The organism is Couchioplanes caeruleus, from assembly GCF_003751945.1.
Classification (GTDB): Bacteria; Actinomycetota; Actinomycetes; order Mycobacteriales; family Micromonosporaceae; genus Actinoplanes; species Actinoplanes caeruleus.
The window spans coordinates 4,961,558-4,978,111 of record NZ_RJKL01000001.1; the positions used below are offsets into that span (position 1 = coordinate 4,961,558).

17 protein-coding genes are annotated in these 16,554 nt (G+C 73.3%); 11 read left to right on the top strand and 6 right to left on the bottom strand.

Annotated features, from left to right (window positions below; all coding sequences use genetic code 11):
* Positions 1-9: 9 nt before the first annotated feature.
* The 3 genes from radA to EDD30_RS22025 all read right to left on the bottom strand — a co-directional run bounded on the left by radA (position 10) and on the right by EDD30_RS22025 (position 3,166).
* Positions 10-1,419 (bottom strand): DNA repair protein RadA, encoded by a 1,410-nt coding sequence (radA, locus tag EDD30_RS22015; RefSeq protein ID WP_244945356.1) that lies wholly within the window; start codon positions 1,417-1,419, stop codon positions 10-12.
* A 37-nt stretch (positions 1,420-1,456) separates the two neighbouring features.
* Positions 1,457-2,230, bottom strand: coding sequence for a hypothetical protein (locus EDD30_RS22020; RefSeq protein WP_123678457.1), 774 nt, complete (start codon positions 2,228-2,230; stop codon positions 1,457-1,459).
* Positions 2,231-2,329: 99 nt separating this feature from the next.
* Positions 2,330-3,166, bottom strand: coding sequence for a UbiA family prenyltransferase (locus tag EDD30_RS22025; RefSeq protein WP_071802836.1), 837 nt, complete (start codon positions 3,164-3,166; stop codon positions 2,330-2,332).
* 46 nt (positions 3,167-3,212) lie between these two features.
* On the opposite strand from EDD30_RS22025, the gene EDD30_RS22030 reads away from it, so the two are divergent.
* From EDD30_RS22030 to EDD30_RS22040, 3 genes are read left to right on the top strand one after another with little or no spacing between them, the layout of a single operon-like run.
* Positions 3,213-3,950, top strand: a complete 738-nt coding sequence (locus tag EDD30_RS22030) for a methyltransferase domain-containing protein (RefSeq protein WP_123678845.1) — start codon at positions 3,213-3,215, stop codon at positions 3,948-3,950.
* On the top strand, positions 3,947-5,104 hold the full coding sequence (locus EDD30_RS22035; RefSeq protein WP_071802754.1) for an acyl-CoA dehydrogenase family protein: 1,158 nt from the start codon (positions 3,947-3,949) through the stop codon (positions 5,102-5,104). The genes EDD30_RS22030 and EDD30_RS22035 overlap by 4 nt, the downstream gene beginning before the upstream one ends.
* Positions 5,104-6,210 (top strand): type III polyketide synthase, encoded by a 1,107-nt coding sequence (locus EDD30_RS22040; protein ID WP_084556034.1) that lies wholly within the window; start codon positions 5,104-5,106, stop codon positions 6,208-6,210. Before EDD30_RS22035 ends, EDD30_RS22040 begins: the two co-directional genes overlap by 1 nt.
* Before the next feature lie 128 nt (positions 6,211-6,338).
* Here the strand turns inward: EDD30_RS22040 and EDD30_RS22045 are convergent, their stop codons facing one another.
* Complete coding sequence (locus EDD30_RS22045; protein ID WP_071802753.1) at positions 6,339-7,118, bottom strand: hypothetical protein; 780 nt, start codon at positions 7,116-7,118, stop codon at positions 6,339-6,341.
* Between the two features lie 334 nt (positions 7,119-7,452).
* On the opposite strand from EDD30_RS22045, the gene EDD30_RS22050 reads away from it, so the two are divergent.
* The 5 genes from EDD30_RS22050 (at position 7,453) to EDD30_RS22075 (ending at position 11,332) form a co-directional block, all read left to right on the top strand.
* A complete protein-coding gene (locus tag EDD30_RS22050) occupies positions 7,453-7,938 on the top strand; it encodes a CarD family transcriptional regulator (protein WP_041832964.1) in 486 nt (161 codons plus the stop codon).
* Between the two features lie 51 nt (positions 7,939-7,989).
* The gene (locus EDD30_RS40775; protein ID WP_084556033.1) at positions 7,990-8,868 is read left to right on the top strand and encodes an IspD/TarI family cytidylyltransferase; all 879 of its coding nucleotides are present in this window, start codon (positions 7,990-7,992) and stop codon (positions 8,866-8,868) included.
* Positions 8,869-8,872: 4 nt separating this feature from the next.
* Positions 8,873-9,343, top strand: a complete 471-nt coding sequence (ispF, locus tag EDD30_RS22065) for a 2-C-methyl-D-erythritol 2,4-cyclodiphosphate synthase (RefSeq protein WP_071802752.1) — start codon at positions 8,873-8,875, stop codon at positions 9,341-9,343.
* Positions 9,344-9,604: 261 nt separating this feature from the next.
* Entirely contained in the window at positions 9,605-9,994 is a 390-nt protein-coding gene (locus tag EDD30_RS22070) for a PPOX class F420-dependent oxidoreductase (protein ID WP_071802751.1), read from the top strand.
* Positions 9,995-10,012: 18 nt separating this feature from the next.
* Positions 10,013-11,332, top strand: a complete 1,320-nt coding sequence (locus tag EDD30_RS22075) for a tetratricopeptide repeat protein (RefSeq protein WP_071802750.1) — start codon at positions 10,013-10,015, stop codon at positions 11,330-11,332.
* Positions 11,333-11,346: 14 nt separating this feature from the next.
* Here EDD30_RS22075 and EDD30_RS22080 read toward each other — a convergent pair whose 3' ends face one another.
* Positions 11,347-12,534 (bottom strand): ROK family transcriptional regulator, encoded by a 1,188-nt coding sequence (locus EDD30_RS22080; RefSeq protein WP_071802749.1) that lies wholly within the window; start codon positions 12,532-12,534, stop codon positions 11,347-11,349.
* Positions 12,535-12,885: 351 nt separating this feature from the next.
* Between EDD30_RS22080 and EDD30_RS22085 the strand changes: the two genes are divergently transcribed.
* From EDD30_RS22085 to EDD30_RS22095, 3 genes are all read left to right on the top strand, one after another.
* Positions 12,886-13,734, top strand: a complete 849-nt coding sequence (locus EDD30_RS22085; protein WP_211277637.1) for a hypothetical protein — start codon at positions 12,886-12,888, stop codon at positions 13,732-13,734.
* A gap of 80 nt (positions 13,735-13,814) precedes the next feature.
* On the top strand, positions 13,815-14,273 hold the full coding sequence (locus tag EDD30_RS22090) for an SRPBCC family protein (RefSeq protein ID WP_071802748.1): 459 nt from the start codon (positions 13,815-13,817) through the stop codon (positions 14,271-14,273).
* Positions 14,274-14,288: 15 nt separating this feature from the next.
* Positions 14,289-15,434: an outer membrane protein assembly factor BamB family protein gene (locus EDD30_RS22095; protein WP_084556031.1), complete on the top strand. Its 1,146-nt coding sequence runs from the start codon at positions 14,289-14,291 to the stop codon at positions 15,432-15,434.
* Here the strand turns inward: EDD30_RS22095 and EDD30_RS22100 are convergent.
* The gene (locus tag EDD30_RS22100) at positions 15,431-16,543 is read right to left on the bottom strand and encodes an ROK family protein (RefSeq protein ID WP_071802747.1); all 1,113 of its coding nucleotides are present in this window, start codon (positions 16,541-16,543) and stop codon (positions 15,431-15,433) included. The two genes, EDD30_RS22095 and EDD30_RS22100, sit on opposite strands and share 4 nt — an antisense overlap.
* Positions 16,544-16,554: the final 11 nt, after the last annotated feature.

Here is a 16,554-nt window from a genome sequence, read left to right on the forward strand (position 1 = left end):
CGGGGATCGTCATTCCGCCGACGCCCGGGCCGCCCACTGCACCGCCGTCTGCAGGTCGCCCACCTCGACGACGCGCATTCCTTTGGGCGGGCTGTCGCCCTCGCCGGGACCGCAGCCGGGCGGGACCAGCGCGAAACGGAAGCCCAGCCGGGCCGCCTCGGCGAGCCGCCGACCGACCGCGCCGACCCGCCGCACCTCGCCGGTCAGGCCGACCTCGCCGATGGCGACGAGATGCGGTGCCATCGCCAGGTTGAGCGCGCCGGAGGCCACCGCCAGGGCCATCGCCAGGTCGGCCGACGGCTCGGTGACGCGGATGCCGCCGACCGTCGCGGCGAAGACCTCGCGATCGTGGAGTTTGATCTTCTCCATCCTGCGCTGGAGCACGGCCAGCACCATGGCCAGCCGGGCGCTGTCGAGGCCGGAGACCGTGCGCCGCGGCGAGCCCTGCACCTGGGCCCCGATCAGCGCCTGCACCTCGGTCACCATCGCCCGGCGGCCCTCCATCGCGACCGTGACGCAGGTGCCGGGCACCGGCTCGTTGTATCGGGTCAGGAACAGCCCCGAGGGGTCGGCGAGGCTGACGATGCCGCTCTCGTGCATCTCGAAGCACCCCACCTCGTCGGCCGCGCCGAAGCGGTTCTTCACGCCGCGCACCAGGCGCAGCGACGAATGTTTGTCGCCCTCGAAGTGCAGCACGACGTCGACGAGGTGCTCCAGCACGCGGGGACCGGCGACCGAGCCGTCCTTGGTGACGTGGCCGACGAGGACGGTGGCGACGCCCCGCTCCTTGGCGACGCTGACGAGGGCGGCCGTGACCGCGCGCACCTGGGTGACACCGCCGGGCACGCCCTCGGTGCCCGGCGCCGAGATCGTCTGCACCGAGTCGATGATGAGCAAGCCGGGCTTGACCGCGTCGAGGTGCCCGATCACCGCGCCGAGATCGCTCTCCGAGGCGAGGTAGAGCCGGTCGTGCAGGGCGCCGAGCCGCTCGGCGCGCAGCCGCACCTGGCTGACCGACTCCTCGCCGCTGACCACGAGGGAGGGGGTGCCGGCGCCCGCCGCCCACTGCTGGGCCACATCGAGCAGCAGGGTGGACTTGCCGACCCCCGGCTCGCCCGCGAGCAGCACCACCGCCCCCGGCACCAGGCCGCCGCCGAGCACCCGGTCCAGCTCCGTGACGCCGCTGGGCACGGCCTTGGCGGGGGCGGCGCTGATCGTCGCGATCGGACGCGCCGGCTCGGACGGCAGCCGCGAGCTGACCACCCGGCCCGATACCACCGGACCGGTCATCGTGGACTCGATGATCGAGCCCCACTCGTTGCACTCCGGGCAGCGCCCCAGCCACTTCGGCGGCTGGTGGCCGCACGCATCGCACTGGTAGGCCGGGCGCGGTTCCGAACGGGTGCGGGAAGTCGTCACAGGCGCCACGCTAGCCCGACCGTATGACAATCCCGGACTATCCGTGGGTGTTGTCCTGCTCCTCACTCTCGGCGTGCTCGCCCGGGACGGCCGGTCCCCGGGAGGCAGGCGTGAGCGGGACGCTGATCGGAGCCTGGACGACGAGCGGCTGCGCGCCGTTGCTGAACTCGAACACCAGGTTGAGCGCGTTGCCCGGCATGAGCTTGCCGGTGAGGCCGAGGGCGGTGAGCTGCTCCGCGTCGCCCGGCCGGAAGGTCACCGAACCGAGCGGGCCGATCTCGATGCGCGCCGGGCGGGCCGCCGCGGCGGGCGCCGCCGGTGCGGTGCTGGGCGCCTGGCCGGCTGCCGGCGCGCTCGCGTGCGCCGACGGGACCTGCTCGCCCTCGTGCGCGTCCGCCGGCGGGCGGCTGCCCGACGGCTCCGGGATCGCGGTGGACGGCGCGGCCGGCTTCGCGGCGCCGCCGCCGACGAGACCCATCTGCCGGGCGGCGACGAGGTCCTTGCGGTTCGCCTGGTCGTCGCTGGGCCGGCTGCTCACCATCACCGTGACGGGCTGCTTGGTCTGGTTGTAGATGCCCAGCTCCAGCGGCGCGTTCGCACCCGCCGCGTAGCCGGCGGTGCCCGGATACTGCACCGAGAGGTTGCGGATGAGGACGGTCCGGTCGGAGTTGTCGATGTTGACGCCCGGAGTGGAGGCCCTCTTGAGGGCGGTCTCAGCGACCTGACCGGCGCTGCAGCCGGTGAGCGCGATCGCGGCCACCGTGGCGACACCCGTGGCCAGGAAGGCGCGGCGGGTTCCCAGCGAGCGCATCACAGTCCTCCAAGATAATCGAGAATCCTCCGCCGATCAGCCTAGAGGGCCGAGATCCGGCGCGTACGCCGACCCGTCCATCCGGCCCCGGGGCCCGGCTCAGACGACATTTCCGCTGAAGACCAGCAGTGCGACGTCGAGCAGCGCCACCACGATGACGGAGCGGAACATGGCCACCTGACGAGCGCCTTGCCGGAGTTCGCGCCTTCCCGCGTACCAACCGAGCGGAAGGACCACGACGGCGGCCGCGGCGGCCGCGATGCCCGGCCACGACGGCGGCCCGGGCGGTCCGAAGACCAGCGTGAGCGTCGCGGCCAGCAGCAGTCCTCCGGCCGCGACCTGCGACCAGGCGGCGCCGAGGCGATGCGGCAGCCCCACCACGCCGGTCGCGGCGTCGTCGGCCAGGTCCGGCAGCACGTTGGCGAAGTGCGCGCCGCCGCCGAGGAGCGCACCCGCCGCGACCAGCCAGGCCGGCGGCCACGGGTGACCCGGCAGGGCCAGGACCACGAAGGCCGGCATCAGGCCGAACGCCACCAGGTACGGCACGATCGAGAAAGGGGTCGACTTGAGCGGCCAGTCGTAGAGCAGCGCGAAGACGCCGACCAGCGTGATGCAGGCCGTCGCCGCGGGCCCGAAGGGCAGGCCCAGCACCGGGATGGCCAGGGAAGCGATCAACCCTGCGATGCCGACCGTACGGCGGGAGACCGCGCCCGACACCACGGGCTTGTCGCGGCGTCCCGTGGCCCGGTCCCGGTCCGCGTCCAGCCAGTCGTTGACCCATCCCACCGAGAGCTGGGTCGCGCCGATCGCCGCGGCGACCCCGGCCACCGCCCACCCGCGATGTCCGGCGCCGACGGCGAGCAGGGTCATGGCGAGCGTGACGGCGCCACCCGGTTCGGCGTGGGACGCCCTGAGGAGCGCGGCAAGATCGGCCATGAGTGCAGTGTGGTGGTTGCGCTCCGTACGTGCCACGCTCGATCACATGTCCCGCCTCGCGCGCAACGACCCCCGCCAGTACGACGACCTCGCCGGCGAGTGGTGGCGCCCGGGCGGCGGCTTCGAGCTGCTGCACTGGCTGGCGGCGGCGCGCGGGGCGCTCGTGCCCGCCGCGTCCCGGCCCGGCGCGGTCCTGGTGGACGCCGGCTGCGGCGGCGGCCTGCTGGCCCCGCACGTGGAACACCTCGGCTACCGCCATGTCGGCGTCGACCTACGGCGCTCGGGCCTGGAGCAGGCGGCGTCCCGCGGCGTGGCGGTGCTCGCCGGCGACGTCGCCGCCCTGCCGCTGGCCGACGAGTCCGCGGACGTGGTGGTGGCGGGCGAGATCCTCGAGCACGTGCCCGACCTGCCGGCCACCGTGGCGGAGCTGTGCCGGGTGCTACGTCCGGGCGGCCTGCTCGTCCTGGACACGATCAACGACACCCGGCTCGGTCGATTGATCTCTATCACACTCGGCGAGCGGTTCGGCGCCGCGCCGGTGGGCATCCACGATCCCGAGCTGTTCGTCGACCCGGGAGAGCTGACGATGCACTGCGCCAAGCACGGCGTACGACTGCGGGTCCGTGGGGTCCGGCCGAGCGTTCCGGGCCTGATCCGCTGGCTGGCGCTGCCGACCGGCACCGCGCCGCGTCGGCTGGGCCGGATGGTGCCGACCCGCTCCACGCAGGTGCTCTATCAGGGGATCGGCCGCAAACAGGGTTCGCGCGGGGAGGTGCAGGTGTGACCGCCGACGAGGCTCGGCGACTGGCACCCCGGTTCGTGGCCCGGGCCACCGAGTACGACCGGACCGGTTCCTTTCCCGTCGAGGACTTCGCCGACCTGCGCCGGTCCGGGCTGTTCGGCCTGATGGTGCCGACCCGCCTCGGCGGCATGGGCGCGGGCTTCGCCGACTATGCGGCGGTCGCGTACGAGCTGGCCCGCGGCAACGGCGCCACCGCTCTCGTCTTCAACATGCACGCCTCGGTCACCGGCGCGCTCAGCGGCGTGACGGACGAGCTCGCCGACGCCCTGGGCCTACCGCCGGAGGCCCTCGAGGCTCGGGACAGCTATCTGCGCGCCGCCGCCGAGGGCAACTGGTACGCCGTGGCGATGAGCGAGCGCGGCGCGGGCTCCCGGCTCTCCGAGATGGCGACCCGCTACGAACGGACCGCCGACGGCTTCCACATCAAGGGCGCGAAGACCTTCTGCTCGGGCGCGGGGCACGCCGACGCGTACCTGGTCGCGGCCCGCAGCGCCGCCGACCCGTCGCAGGTCTCGCAGTTCCTGGTGCCGGCCGGGGACGGGCTCTCGATCGAGCCGACCTGGGACGCGCTCGGTATGCGCGCGACCGGCTCGCACGACGTCCACGTCGACGTCGTCGTCGACGAGACGGCGCTGCTGGGCGGCGTGGAGGGGCTCGCGCTCGTCGTCGCTCAGCTCGCTCCGCACTGGATGGTGGCCAGCTATGCGGCCGTCTACGTCGGGGTGGCCCGGGCGGCCGTGGACGCCGCCGTCGAGCACGTCGAGGCCCGCAAGCTGGAGCACCTGCCGGCGGTACGCGCGCGCATCGGCCGGGCCGACGCCGCCGTCGCGGCCGCCCACCTGACCGTCATGGAGGCCGCCCGCAGGGTCGACGAGGCGCCCGGCGACGCCGAGACCAACCGGTGGGTGTGGCGGGCCAAGCTGGTCGCGGGTACGACCGCGGCCGACGTCGCCGCCTCGATGCTGGAGGCCGCCGGCACGTCCGCGATGCGCCGCGGCCATCCGCTGGAACGCCTCTACCGGGACGCGCGAGCGGGTTCCCTACAGCCCGCGACCTCGGACGTCTGCGCCGACTGGCTCGGCGTCGCGGCGCTGGGCGGAGACCCGGACTCGCAAGGAACCGCCCCACGTTGGTGATGGCCTGCGCGGGTATCAAACGGGGTCGGCCTGGGGAGGCGCAAGTGAACAGAAGCGGTCAGGCGGTGATCGCCGGCCTGGGGGTGGCACTGCCGCCCTCGACGGTGCAGGACGAGCTCTGGGACGGGTACTTCGCTCGGCACTACGCGGCGGGTGGCCGGCGCGGCCTGGCCCAGCGGATCTTCGCGAACTCCGGGGTCCGCACCCGGCAGGCCGCGGTCAGCCCGCTGCTGGAGGACGTGTCGGACTGGTCCACCGAGCGCCGCATGCGCCGCTACCAGGTGGAGGCGGTGCCGCTGGGCAAGGAAGCGGTCGGCCGCGCGCTCACCGACGCCGGCGTCGCGGCCGACGAGGTCGGCCTGTTCGCGGTCTGCTCCTGTACGGGCTACGCCACGCCCGGCCTGGACATCCTGCTCGCCCGCGACATGGGCATGTCCCCGGCGCTGCAACGCCTCTTCGTGGGGCACATGGGCTGCTATGCGGCCCTGCCGGGCCTCGGCGCGGCGGCGGACTTCGTGGCGGCCCGCGGCCGGCCCGCGCTGCTGCTCTGCACCGAGCTGACGAGCCTGCACCTGCAGCCGCCGGACAACCGGGTGGACATCCAGCAGATCGTCTCGCACGCGCTCTTCTCGGACGCCGCGGCCGCCGTCGTTCTCTCGCCGGGTGCCGTCGGCGGGTACGTGGTCATGGACGTCACCGCCCTCACGGACACGACCACGGCCGGGCACATGACCTGGGACGTCACCGACATGGGCTTCCGCATGGGGCTGTCGGCACAGGTCCCGGACGTGCTGTCGATGCACGTACGGGCGCTGGTCGAGGATCTGCTGGGCCGCAACGGGCTGACGGTGGGCGAGGTGGACGGCTGGGCGGTGCACCCCGGCGGCCCGAGGATCCTCGACGTGGTGCAGGAGCGGATCGGCCTGACCGACGACGACCTGGCGGCGTCGCGCGGGGTGCTGGCGGCGTACGGGAACTGCTCGTCGCCGACGGTCCTGCTGGTGCTGGAGGAGTTGCGCCGCAGGGGGACGCCTCCGCGGCACGTGGTGATGTTGGCCTTCGGTCCCGGCCTCACTCTCTACGGGGTCTTGCTCAGCCGGCTCTGACGCTCGGCAGGGGGTTCTGCTCAGTCAGGGCGACGCGTGACATCAGAGTGGCGTCTGGTCGGCTGCCCGCGCCCTGCGGGTGGCCCTCCTTCCGGGCGGGTGGCCTCCTTCCGGGCGGGTGGTTCCCCTTAGCGGGTGGCGAGGCGTGCCAGGTCGGGTTCGAAGACGGCGACCGTGGCGGCTCGGGGGACTTTCCGGACGATTTCACCGGTGCGGTCGACCAGTAGCACCGCGGCCGTGCCGTCGGGGCGGTTGAGGTGGGTGGCCGACCGTAGCCCGCCGGTGGGATCGCGGAGCTCACGCACGTTCTTGCCCTGGGCTTGGGGCGTGGAGCTGGTCGCCGGGGTGTGCTTGGTCACCGCCGGCGCCGGACCGTGGACCGTCACGACGGTGATCCCGGCCTGCACGGCCGCGATGGTCTCCGCGACGAGCTGCTCGCAGTCGCAACCCTCGGTGAGCAGGATGACCGCCGGGAGCTGGCCTCGTAGCGGCACCGGCTGTCCGTTCGTACCGATCAGCTCGAGGGCGGGAAGCGTCTCCGGGCCCTCGTCCGTGGTGTTCGCCGTGCGTTGGGTCGCTGGGGAACGGGAGGGCCCGGACCAGGCGGAGGCGAAGAGGCTGGCGATCGTCACGACGATCGCCATGGAGATGATGAGCACCGGCGCACGCAGGCCCGCCGGGCCGAGCCGGCGCAGCACCCGGACGCCCGGACGGTCGACGAACCGCTGCCACGGGGTGCGTCTCCGGGACCGGTGCAGCTCCTCCTGGACGGCCGTGACCTCGTCGGAAAGCTCGGAGAGGTCGTCCGGGACGACGATGACGCCCCACTCCTCGGGAAGGCCGGGCAGGCCGTCGGGGGAGCCGCCGTCGCCCGCCCAGCCGCCGCCGTTGTCGCTCAAACTGCCCATGGCTCACCCTCCCCTCTGCCGCAGAGTCTCACGTGCTGCGGGGACCGTGCACCCAGCCTCCCCCACTCGGGGCCCGCACCGCCAGTGGTGGGACGTTCCGGTCGCTAGCGATAAGCTTGACCTCACAAAGACTCCAGGTCCGGAATATCCGACTCGCTGGATCCGGTGGTCACGATGTCATCACGCTGGGTGACTGAGGCAGTTCTTCGCCCGCATGTCAAGCGGTAGAAAGACGGCTCACAGGGCCCCTGAGCTGCACTAACAGTCACCGTCTGGGTGGGACATCGCTGCCTGAGCGTGTTACCCTAGACACAGCGAAAGGGGTTTCGAACCTATGGTTTTCAGTGTCGGCGAGACCGTTGTTTACCCCCACCACGGGGCCGCACTCATCGAGGCAATCGAGACTAGAACGATCAAGGGCGTGGAGAAGCAGTACCTCGTCCTGCGGGTCGCCCAGGGCGACCTGACGGTCCGCGTGCCCGCTGAGAACGCCGAGATCGTCGGCGTGCGCGAAGTGGTCGGCGAGGAAGGCCTGGGCAAGGTCTTCGACGTCCTCCGCGCACCGCACACCGAGGAGCCGACCAACTGGTCGCGGCGTTACAAGGCCAATCTCGAGAAGCTCGCCTCCGGCAACCCGCTCAAGGTTGCCGAGGTTGTTCGTGACCTCTGGCGTCGCGAGCGCGAGCGTGGTCTCTCGGCAGGGGAGAAGCGCATGCTCGCCAAGGCCCGCGACATTCTCGTCGGCGAGGTGGCCCTCGCCGAGAAGAGCACCAAGGACGAGGCGGAAGTCCTCCTCGACAAGGTGCTCACCGAGGCCTGACGTTTTCCCACCACCTCTCCACAGCACCATCTCCGAACTGAGGACCGCGACGTGACCGCGCAGCTCAATGCTCGCGGTGACGTCGCGGTCCTCATTCCGGCGGCGGGTTCGGGGCTCCGCCTCGGCCCGGGAGCGCCCAAGGCCCTCCGCCCGCTCGCCGGCGAACCCCTCCTCGTCCACGCGGTCCGCCGCGTCGCGTCCGCCCCCTCGGTACGCATGATCGTCGTCGCCGCTCCGGCCGCCGAGGTCGATGCCGTCCGTGTGCTGCTCGAGCCGATCGCCCCGGTCGTGGTCGTGCCGGGCGGCGCCGAACGCCAGGACTCGGTCGCCGCGATGCTCGCCGCGGTGCCGGCCGAGACCGAGATCGTCCTCGTGCACGACGCGGCCCGCGCCCTGACCCCACCCGACCTGGTCGAATCGGTGGCTGCGGCCGTACGGTCCGGGCATCCCGCGGTGATCCCGGTGCTCCCGGTCGTCGACACGATCAAGGAGATCGGCCCGGGCGAGACCGTTCTCGGCACGGTCGACCGCTCGGTCCTGCGCAGCGTGCAGACCCCGCAGGGCTTCCGGCACGCCGTCCTCGCCGCGGCGCACGGGCTCGGGCCGCTCACACACCCCGGCGACGCTCCTCCGGCCGGTCGTGCCGACGACGCTGGTCCGGCCGCTCGTGCTGACGACGCTGGTCCGGCCGCTCGTGCAGAGGGCGCTGGTCCGACCGGTCGTGCTGACGCTGGTCTGGCTGCTCGTGCTGACGACGCTGGTCCGGACGGCGGCGCCGGCGGTGGCGGGCGGGTCAGCCACACCGATGATGCCGGGATGGTGGAGAAGGCGGGGACGCCGGTCGTCTGCGTACCGGGCTCCGATCTGGCCATGAAGATCACCCGGCCGCTGGACCTCGTGATCGCCGAGGCGCTGCTCCGCGTAGCCTGACGGCGTGGACCAGCGCATCGGCATCGGTACGGACGTGCACGCCTTCGACCCCGCCCGGGTGTGCTGGGTCGCGGGCCTGATGTGGCCCGGCGAGCCCGGCCTGGCCGGCCACTCCGACGCCGACGTCGCCGCGCACGCCGCCTGCGACGCCATGTTCAGCGCCGCTGGGCTCGGCGATCTCGGGAGCAACTTCGGCACCTCCGAGCCGCGCTGGGCCGGCGCGCCGGGTGTGGACCTGCTCAGCGAGACCGCGCGCCGGGTCCGGGAGCACGGCTACGAGATCGGCAACGTGGCGATCCAGGTCATCGGCGCCAAACCGAAGGTCGGCAAGCGCCGTGACGAGGCCCAGCGGGTGCTCTCCGAGGCGGTCGGCGCCCCGGTCACCGTCTCCGGCACCACCACCGACGGGCTCGGGCTGACCGGCCGTGGCGAGGGGCTCGCGGCCATCGCCACCGCGCTGCTGCGCGCACTCTGACCGCGCCCACCGTGCTGCTCCACGCACTCTGACCGCGCCCACCGCGCTGCTCCACGCACTCCGGCACCTCGGACCAGGCTGTCGGCGGAGATGGAGTTCGTTCCGCTGCGGGCGGGCTCATGTGGGCGGGTCTATAGGGGCGGGCTCATGCGGGCCGGTCCATGCGGGCGGGTCTATGGGGGCGGATCCATGGGGGGCAGACCCGGTGGTGGCGGTGATGTTCGCCTCGGCGTGGTCCGGCGGGTGCGGCATGATCGGAGCATGACGATCTCGTTGCCCGATAATGTTCGTAAGTTGATCGACGGTCCCACATTCGCCGTCGTCACCACGATCAATTCCGACGGCAGTCCGCAATCGACCGTGATCTGGATCAAGCGGGACGGCGACGACCTGATCTTCTCCACCGTGCGAGGGCGGAGGAAGACCCGGAACATGGAGCGGGATCCGCGCGTGTCGGTGTGTGCGTATGACCCGGCGCAGCCGTATTTCTCCTTCACCGTGGAGGGCGCCGTGACGCTCGACGAGGAGGGCGGCCCGGAGCTGATCAACGAGCTGAGCCTCAAGTACGACGACCGGCCGTGGACGTTCGACGCGCCCGAGGTGGTGCGGGTGGTCTGCCGGGTCACCCCGCGCAAGGTGATCACGCACTAGACGACCTACGCTCGATGGGTGTCGAGCGAGCCCACCTCCCAGTCCGAGCCCGAGACGACGCCTGAGGAATACCGGCAGAGAGCCTTGCTCTTCGCCGACCTGGGCCGTTACGACGAGGCGGCGGGCGAGATCGCGGCCGGCCTCGCGTCGGCGCCCGATGATCCCGGGCTGTTGATCACCCTTGCCCGGCTGCATGTGGCCGCCGGGCAGGCGGTGGCGGCGCTGGCCGCGGCGGACCGGGCGGCCGCGGCTTCGCCCGGCACGATCGAACCGCTCGTGGTCCGGGCCATGGCGCTGACCGACGACCGCCGGTATGCCGAGGCCGCCCACACGGCCACCGAGATCCTCGCTCGCTGGCCGGGCGACGCGTTCGCGCAACGTACGGGTGCCGCACTGCTCAGCGAGTCGCGCAACGGCCAGGAGGCGCTCAACGCCGCCTGGAACGGCGTGCGGTTGGCCCCGCGGGAGGCCGAGGCGCACCTCGTCCTCGCCGTGGTCGCCGCCCGCCTGCGCCTGTTCGACCTCGCGCAGCGGGGATACAGCGAGGCCCTGGACCTGGACGCGGGGCTCGGTGACGCCCAGCGCCAGGTCGGGATCGTCCGCCTGGAACGGCGTCGCTGGGCGGCCGCGCTGGAACAACTGGCCGACGAGGCGACACTGCCGCCGCCACCCGACCCGTCGGCCCAGCCTCCCGGCGCGGCATCTCAGGGTCCCGGCGTGGCAGCCCCGTCCGACCCGTCAGTTCAGGATCCCGGACCGACAGCTCAACCCGGTCCGACAGCTCAAGCCGGTTCGGGCGACCGGGCCCTCGGTTCCTCACCCCAGGAGCGCGGCCTCGAGGGCCAGGCGCCGGGCTCGACTGAGAAAGGGCCCGGTTCGGTGGGGAAGGGGCCCGGCTCGGCGGGACAGTGGCCCGGCCCTGGGTTCGATTCTCCGGAGATCAGCCTGCCGGTCGGTCCGGTGCTGGACCGTTCCCAGGCCACGGCGGAGGCGATCCGGCGGGCGATCCTGCTCGGCGCCAACGCCGTGGTGGTCGCGGCCGTGGTCAGTGCCGTCATGAACCTGGCCAGTTCCGGCGTCGCCCGGATGTGGGCGGGCGTGATGGGGGTGGTCATCCTGCTCGGGGTGACGGTGTGGCTGTCTCGGGAGCTCCGCCCGGAGCCGATCGGCGTGGTGCTCGGACGGTCCTCCCGCAAGCTCGCCCTCGCCACCTGTGCGACTGCGCTGGCACCCGTCCTTCTGGTGGCCCATGCCCTGGTCGGCGGCCCGATTCCCCTCATCGCGGCCATGGCGGTGGCCGCGGTCGCGGAACTCGCGGTGCTCACCCGGCGCGCCTGACCGGCGAGAGCGTTTCAGGTCTGGTTGTCGCGGATGGCGGCGATCAGAGACTCGCGCACCGCGGTGAGGCCGGCGTCGAGGGCGCCGAGCAGGACCGCGTCGTCGGCGATCGTGGTGACGGCGATGGTGCTCTCCAGCGGGGCGGCCCGGTGGACCGCGTCCCGGACGGCGGCGAGCAGGGTTTCGCCGCCGGCCCGGGCGATGGGGCCGGCGAGCACCACGAGCGAGGGATCGAGTACGGCGATGACCGCGGCGAGGCCGACGGCGATCCGGTCGGCCAGTTGGGTGATGAATTCTCCGGACCGGCCCGGGGTGGTCGCGGCGGTGGTGACGATGTCGAGGGGGGTTCGGCCCGGTATGCCGTGGTCCTGGCCGAGGGCCATGATCGCGGCGCCGCCGACCAGGTCTTGCAGGTCGACCTTGCGGTGGATGGAGCCGGGGGCGTACAGCGGCATGTAGCCGATCTCGCCGGCGCCGCCTCGGGCGCCGCGGATCAGGGTGCCGCCGATGTCGATGGCCAGACCGAGGCCCTCCTGGCCGAGCCAGAGCAGCGCGAAGCCGTCGGCCTCCTGGGCGACGCCGCGGCGGCGCTCGGCGACCGCGGCGAGGTTGACGTCGTTGTCGACCCCGACGCGGGTGCCCAGCGCCGCGGCCGTCTCCGGCACCAGGCCCGGGCGGGCGAAGCCGGGCACGTCGACGTGGCGGATGGTCTCGGCGCGGGCGTCGTACGACCCGGCGACGGCGAGCTGGACGTGGTGGATCTTGTCGGCGGGGACGCCGGCCTCGGCATGCAGGTCGGCTATCGCCTCCACCAGGGCGGTACGGGGATCGGCACGAAGGAAGTCGACCTGCCGTTCGATCCGGGCGCGGACCTCGCCGGTGAGGTCGCAGAGGGCGGCGACGACCGACGGGCCCCCGCTGGCGCCGATGTCGCGGACGGACAGCGCGGCGGCGTACGCTGCGTCGGGGTCGACGGCATAGATTTCCGCGTTCGGGCCCGGGCGCCCGCTGTGGTAGCCGACGACCGAGACCAGCCCGGCGTCGGTGAGCCTGCGCAGCACCTCGGAGATGGTCGGGGTGGAGAGCTGGGTCAGCCGGCGTAGGTCGGCGCGGGTGAGTTCGCCCACCTCCAGCAGGTGGGCCAGTGCCGCGCTCGCGTTCATGGCGCGCAGCAGCTTGGACGATCCCGCCAGGCGTGTCACCAGGCTCCTCCTCGAATTGGAAAATGGGTTAACAATTGGCTGGACCGTAGGTCCGCCCCTCGATGGAAGTCAATACCCTACGGCTTGACGGGTGCCTATTGATTAATCAATTTTACTGACCTAGCGTGACGGCAGGTTGCCCGTGACGGAACGGCCGAAGCGAAGAGGTCCCGAGTGGACACGAGGCACTCCGCCCGGCTCCGCGAGGGAGTAGGTCAGCCGGGCGAGATGGGCACGGTCCGAGTAGGTCGAGGTGCGCGTAGGACACGGGAGGCGGGGAGCCACGGGGGTTCCCCGCCTTCTGGGCGGGCGGTGTTGTCCGGCTCTCGCGGAGTCCATTAGGTTCAGTTCGTGTTGACCCAGGTGCCACCCCTTTTCGCCGGGCTCGTGGACGATGCGTCCATGCTGCCGCCGGCCATGGGTGGTGTCACCGAGTCGCTGGCGGCTCATCGCAAGCACCGTGCCGCCTGGTACTCCCCGCTGGTCGGCGCTCTGCTCGTACCCGCGTCGTTGGTAGATCTCGAAGTGTCGCCGCGCGGGCTGCCGGTGGCCGTGGTCAACGACGCGGCGATCGCCGCCCTGCCCGTCGCCATCGGCAAGCTGCGCGCCGCCGGCGCCGTGGTGGCGCAGGCCGAGGCACTCGTGGCGCGGCGCGGTGAGGATCCCCGGCCCGGCCTCGATGCGCTGCGCGACCTCGCCATCCGGGAGCAAGGCCTGCGGGTGTACGCCGAGATCCCGCTGAGCTGGGGCCTGCTCGCCGCCCTCGACACCGTCGCCGCCGCGCGCGCCGACGGGGTGGCGATCTGCCCGAAGTTCCGGGTCGGGGGGCTGGCGGCCGAGTTGTTCCCGACCCCGGTGGAGCTGGCCGCGGTGATCTGCGCGTGCCGCGACCGGGAGCTGCCGTTCAAGCTGGCCGCCGGGTTGCGGCACGCGCTGCGGCACACCGACCCGGAGACCGGCTTCACCCATCACGGCTTCCTCAACGTGCTCGTCGCCTCCGCGCTCGCCGTCGACGGCGGCGAGGTGGCGGACGTCGCCGAGGTGCTGGCGGCGACGCATCCCCTGCCGCTCGTCGAGCCCGCCCGGGCGCGGTGGGAGGACGCCCGGCCGCTGTGGGTGGGCTTCGGCGCGGGCAACGTGCTGGAGCCGCTGACCGAGCTGATCCGCCTGGGTCTCATCAACGGCGGCACCGAGGTCTGAGCGACGCCGGACGCCACGTCGCCGGAACTGTCTGTTTTTGGGAGGCGACTCCCCGTACCGTGTACGCGGGAGGTCACGCAATGTCCACGGTCGCAGTGACACGGCTGGTCGAGGCGCCGGTCGTCGACGTGTGGCGGGTCTTCACCAACCTGCCCCAGCGTTGCGAGTGGCTGTCCACGGTCACCCGCGTCGAGATGCTGACCTCCGGCGCGTTCGCCGCCGGGACGGTGTGGCGGGAGACCCGCACGATGGCCGACGGCGATGAGGTCACCGAAGAGTTCCGGGTGGGCGAGTGCGTGGCTCCGGAACGGTTCGTGGTGGCGTCCCCGGGGATCGGTGCCGACTACCGGATGACCTACACGTTCGAGCCGGTCGTCGAGGGACGGCACCGCGGCGCGACCATGGTCACCGTGGTGCAGGACGGCGCGCCGACCGCCCCGGCCGGGCGGTTCCTCGCGCTGGTCTTCGGCGGGCTGGCCGCGCGTACGGTCGAGGGTGCGTTGCGCCGCGACCTCGACGACCTCGCCGCGGCCGCCTGAATTACTGTGCCGGGGGTGACCCGGAACCTGCTGCGCGCCCTCGCCGCGGTCGTCGTGCTCGCGACCGCCGCCCTGATCGGCTGGCGGGTGCTCGGGCCCGCCGAGGTGATCGAGGTGGCCACCGAGCCCTATCCGGTGGCGGTGGTCCGGGCCCCCGGCGTCGCGGGCAAGACCACGCAGGCGCCGCTGATCGTCGACGGGCGGATCCGGGTGTACGCCGGCAAGCGCCTCGTCAAGGCCGACGGCCCGGTCGACTTCCGGACGATGCACACCCCCCGCTGGTCGTTCCGGCGGTGGCCGGCGCAGGTCAGCGGGGTCGTGGCGGTCGGCACCACGGTGGTGAGCCGGTGGACCGACGGGGAACTGGTGGCGCTCGACGGGCGTACCGGCACGGTCGCCTGGCGGGCCGGTGGCCCCGCCGGACCGGGATTCGCCGGACGCACCGGGGCGGCTGCGGTGTGGGCACCGCCGGGACTGCACGTCGCGGGCACCAGCGTCCTGGTCGCCGCCGGGCAACGACTGCTTGCCCGGTCGGCCGCGGACGGCTCCCTGCGGTGGACCGCCGACCTGCCCCCGGGGTGCGCGGACAACTCGTTCGTCACCGCCGGGGGGCGCTTCGTCTGCGGCACGGGCGCCTGGGACGTCCTTTCCGGCGCGGTGGTGCGCGGCTGGCCGTCCGGCCCGTCGACCCCGGTCGGCTGCGACGTGGCCCGGTCCGCCTGCGGCGGGCTGCGCGACGCCTCCGGCCAGGGCTGGCTGACCGGGGACCGCCGCCCGCACCGCGCCACCGCCCTCGACCAGCCCGGCACCACCGCCGCGGGCGGCCTGGTCCTCGCCACGTCGGGCGATGCGGTGACCGCCTCCGGCGCGGCGTCCTGGAGCTGGCCGGGAAACGCCCAGGTTCTCGGCGTACGCGCGAACAAGGTCGTGCTGCTCACCGCGACCCTCGAGCTGGTGACCCTGGACGCACAGACCGGGCGTCAGCTCGCGCGGTTCGCGGCGTACACGGACAACGAGCGGGTCGAGCCGTGGAAGCCGCACTTGTGGCAGGTGACCGACGCCTTCGTCGCACTCGAACGGCTGCGTCCGGGCGCTGGTGCCGATCCGGACGAGCACGACCACTACTACACGATCGATCCCGAGATCCTGGCCGCGATCTAGACGAGGTTCGTCAGCAGGGCGGTCCACGCCTCCTCGGCGGCGCCCGCCAGCGGGCCGTCGTCGCCGAGCGCCGCCGCCAGCACCGGTGGGGGCGCCGCGCGGCGGAAGCCCATCAGGCCCGCCCGGTACGCCTCCTCGATCCGGTCCGGGGCCGCGGCCAGCAGATCCACGCCGAGGCCGCCGAGCGTCACGAGGTCCGGATCCAGGCCGTTGACCAGTCCCGCGATGCCCCGGCCCAGGGCGGCCGCCACCGTCGCCGTCGCGTCCGTCGCTGCCGCGTCCGTCGCCGCGATGACCCGGCGGGCGTACGAGACGGGGTCGCGGGGCTGCTCGTGGCCCAGGGCGCGGGCCAGGGCGGAGCCGGCGACCGCGGTGCCCCAGCAGCCGCGGGCGCCGCACGGGCAGACCACCGCGGGGTCGCCGAACGGCATGTGCCCGAACTCTCCGGCCGCGCCGAGGGCGCCGACGAGGACCTGGCCGCCGTTGACCACCGCGCCGCCCAGCCCGGCCTCGATCCGCAGATGCAGGGCGACGGACGCGCCGACCGCCACCCCGCGATGCGACTCGGCCGAGGCGGCCAGCGTCGCGTCGTTGCCCGCCACGAAGATCTCCGCGCCGGGCCACGCGGCGGCGAGGTCGACGTCGTGCCAGCCCAGGTTGCTGGCGTCGAGCATGAGGTCGCGGGAGACGGTGCCCGGTACGGCGATGCCGATGCCGCGGATCCGGCCCGCGAACCGGGTACGCAGCTCGGCCACCGCCGTACCGATCGCCGCGACCACCTCGTTGCCGCCGCGACCGTGGAGTTCCTCGCCCACCGTGGCCAGGATCCCGCCGCCGAGCTCGACGACGTCGGCCCGCCAGGCCTCGTGGGTGATCGACGTGGCCGCGATCAGCGGGCCGCGGGGGTGCGGGATGAGGGCGGTGGTGGGACGGCCACGGGCTCCGCTCGGCGCGGCCGGCCCCTCGGCGAGCAGCTCGGCCTGGCCCAGCCGCCCGACGAGCTCGGTGGTCGCGCCGGTGCCGACGCCGATCAGCCGGGCGGCGTCGGCCCGGGTGACGCCGGGCCGGGCGTGCACCACCCGCAGCAGCTCGGTCGCGCGCGTCGTCACACCGTTCCTCC

Bases quoted from the DNA above. Each gene is read 5' to 3' on its own strand.
- EDD30_RS22020 (WP_123678457.1), bottom strand. From the start codon at position 2,230: ATGCGCTCGCTGGGAACCCGCCGCGCCTTCCTGGCCACGGGTGTCGCC.
- EDD30_RS22025 (WP_071802836.1), bottom strand. From the start codon at position 3,166: ATGGCCGATCTTGCCGCGCTCCTCAGGGCGTCCCACGCCGAACCGGGT.
- EDD30_RS22030 (WP_123678845.1), top strand. From the start codon at position 3,213: ATGTCCCGCCTCGCGCGCAACGACCCCCGCCAGTACGACGACCTCGCC.
- EDD30_RS22040 (WP_084556034.1), top strand. From the start codon at position 5,104: ATGGCCTGCGCGGGTATCAAACGGGGTCGGCCTGGGGAGGCGCAAGTG.
- EDD30_RS22045 (WP_071802753.1), bottom strand. From the start codon at position 7,118: ATGGGCAGTTTGAGCGACAACGGCGGCGGCTGGGCGGGCGACGGCGGC.
- EDD30_RS22050 (WP_041832964.1), top strand. From the start codon at position 7,453: ATGGTTTTCAGTGTCGGCGAGACCGTTGTTTACCCCCACCACGGGGCC.
- EDD30_RS22070 (WP_071802751.1), top strand. From the start codon at position 9,605: ATGACGATCTCGTTGCCCGATAATGTTCGTAAGTTGATCGACGGTCCC.
- EDD30_RS22090 (WP_071802748.1), top strand. From the start codon at position 13,815: ATGTCCACGGTCGCAGTGACACGGCTGGTCGAGGCGCCGGTCGTCGAC.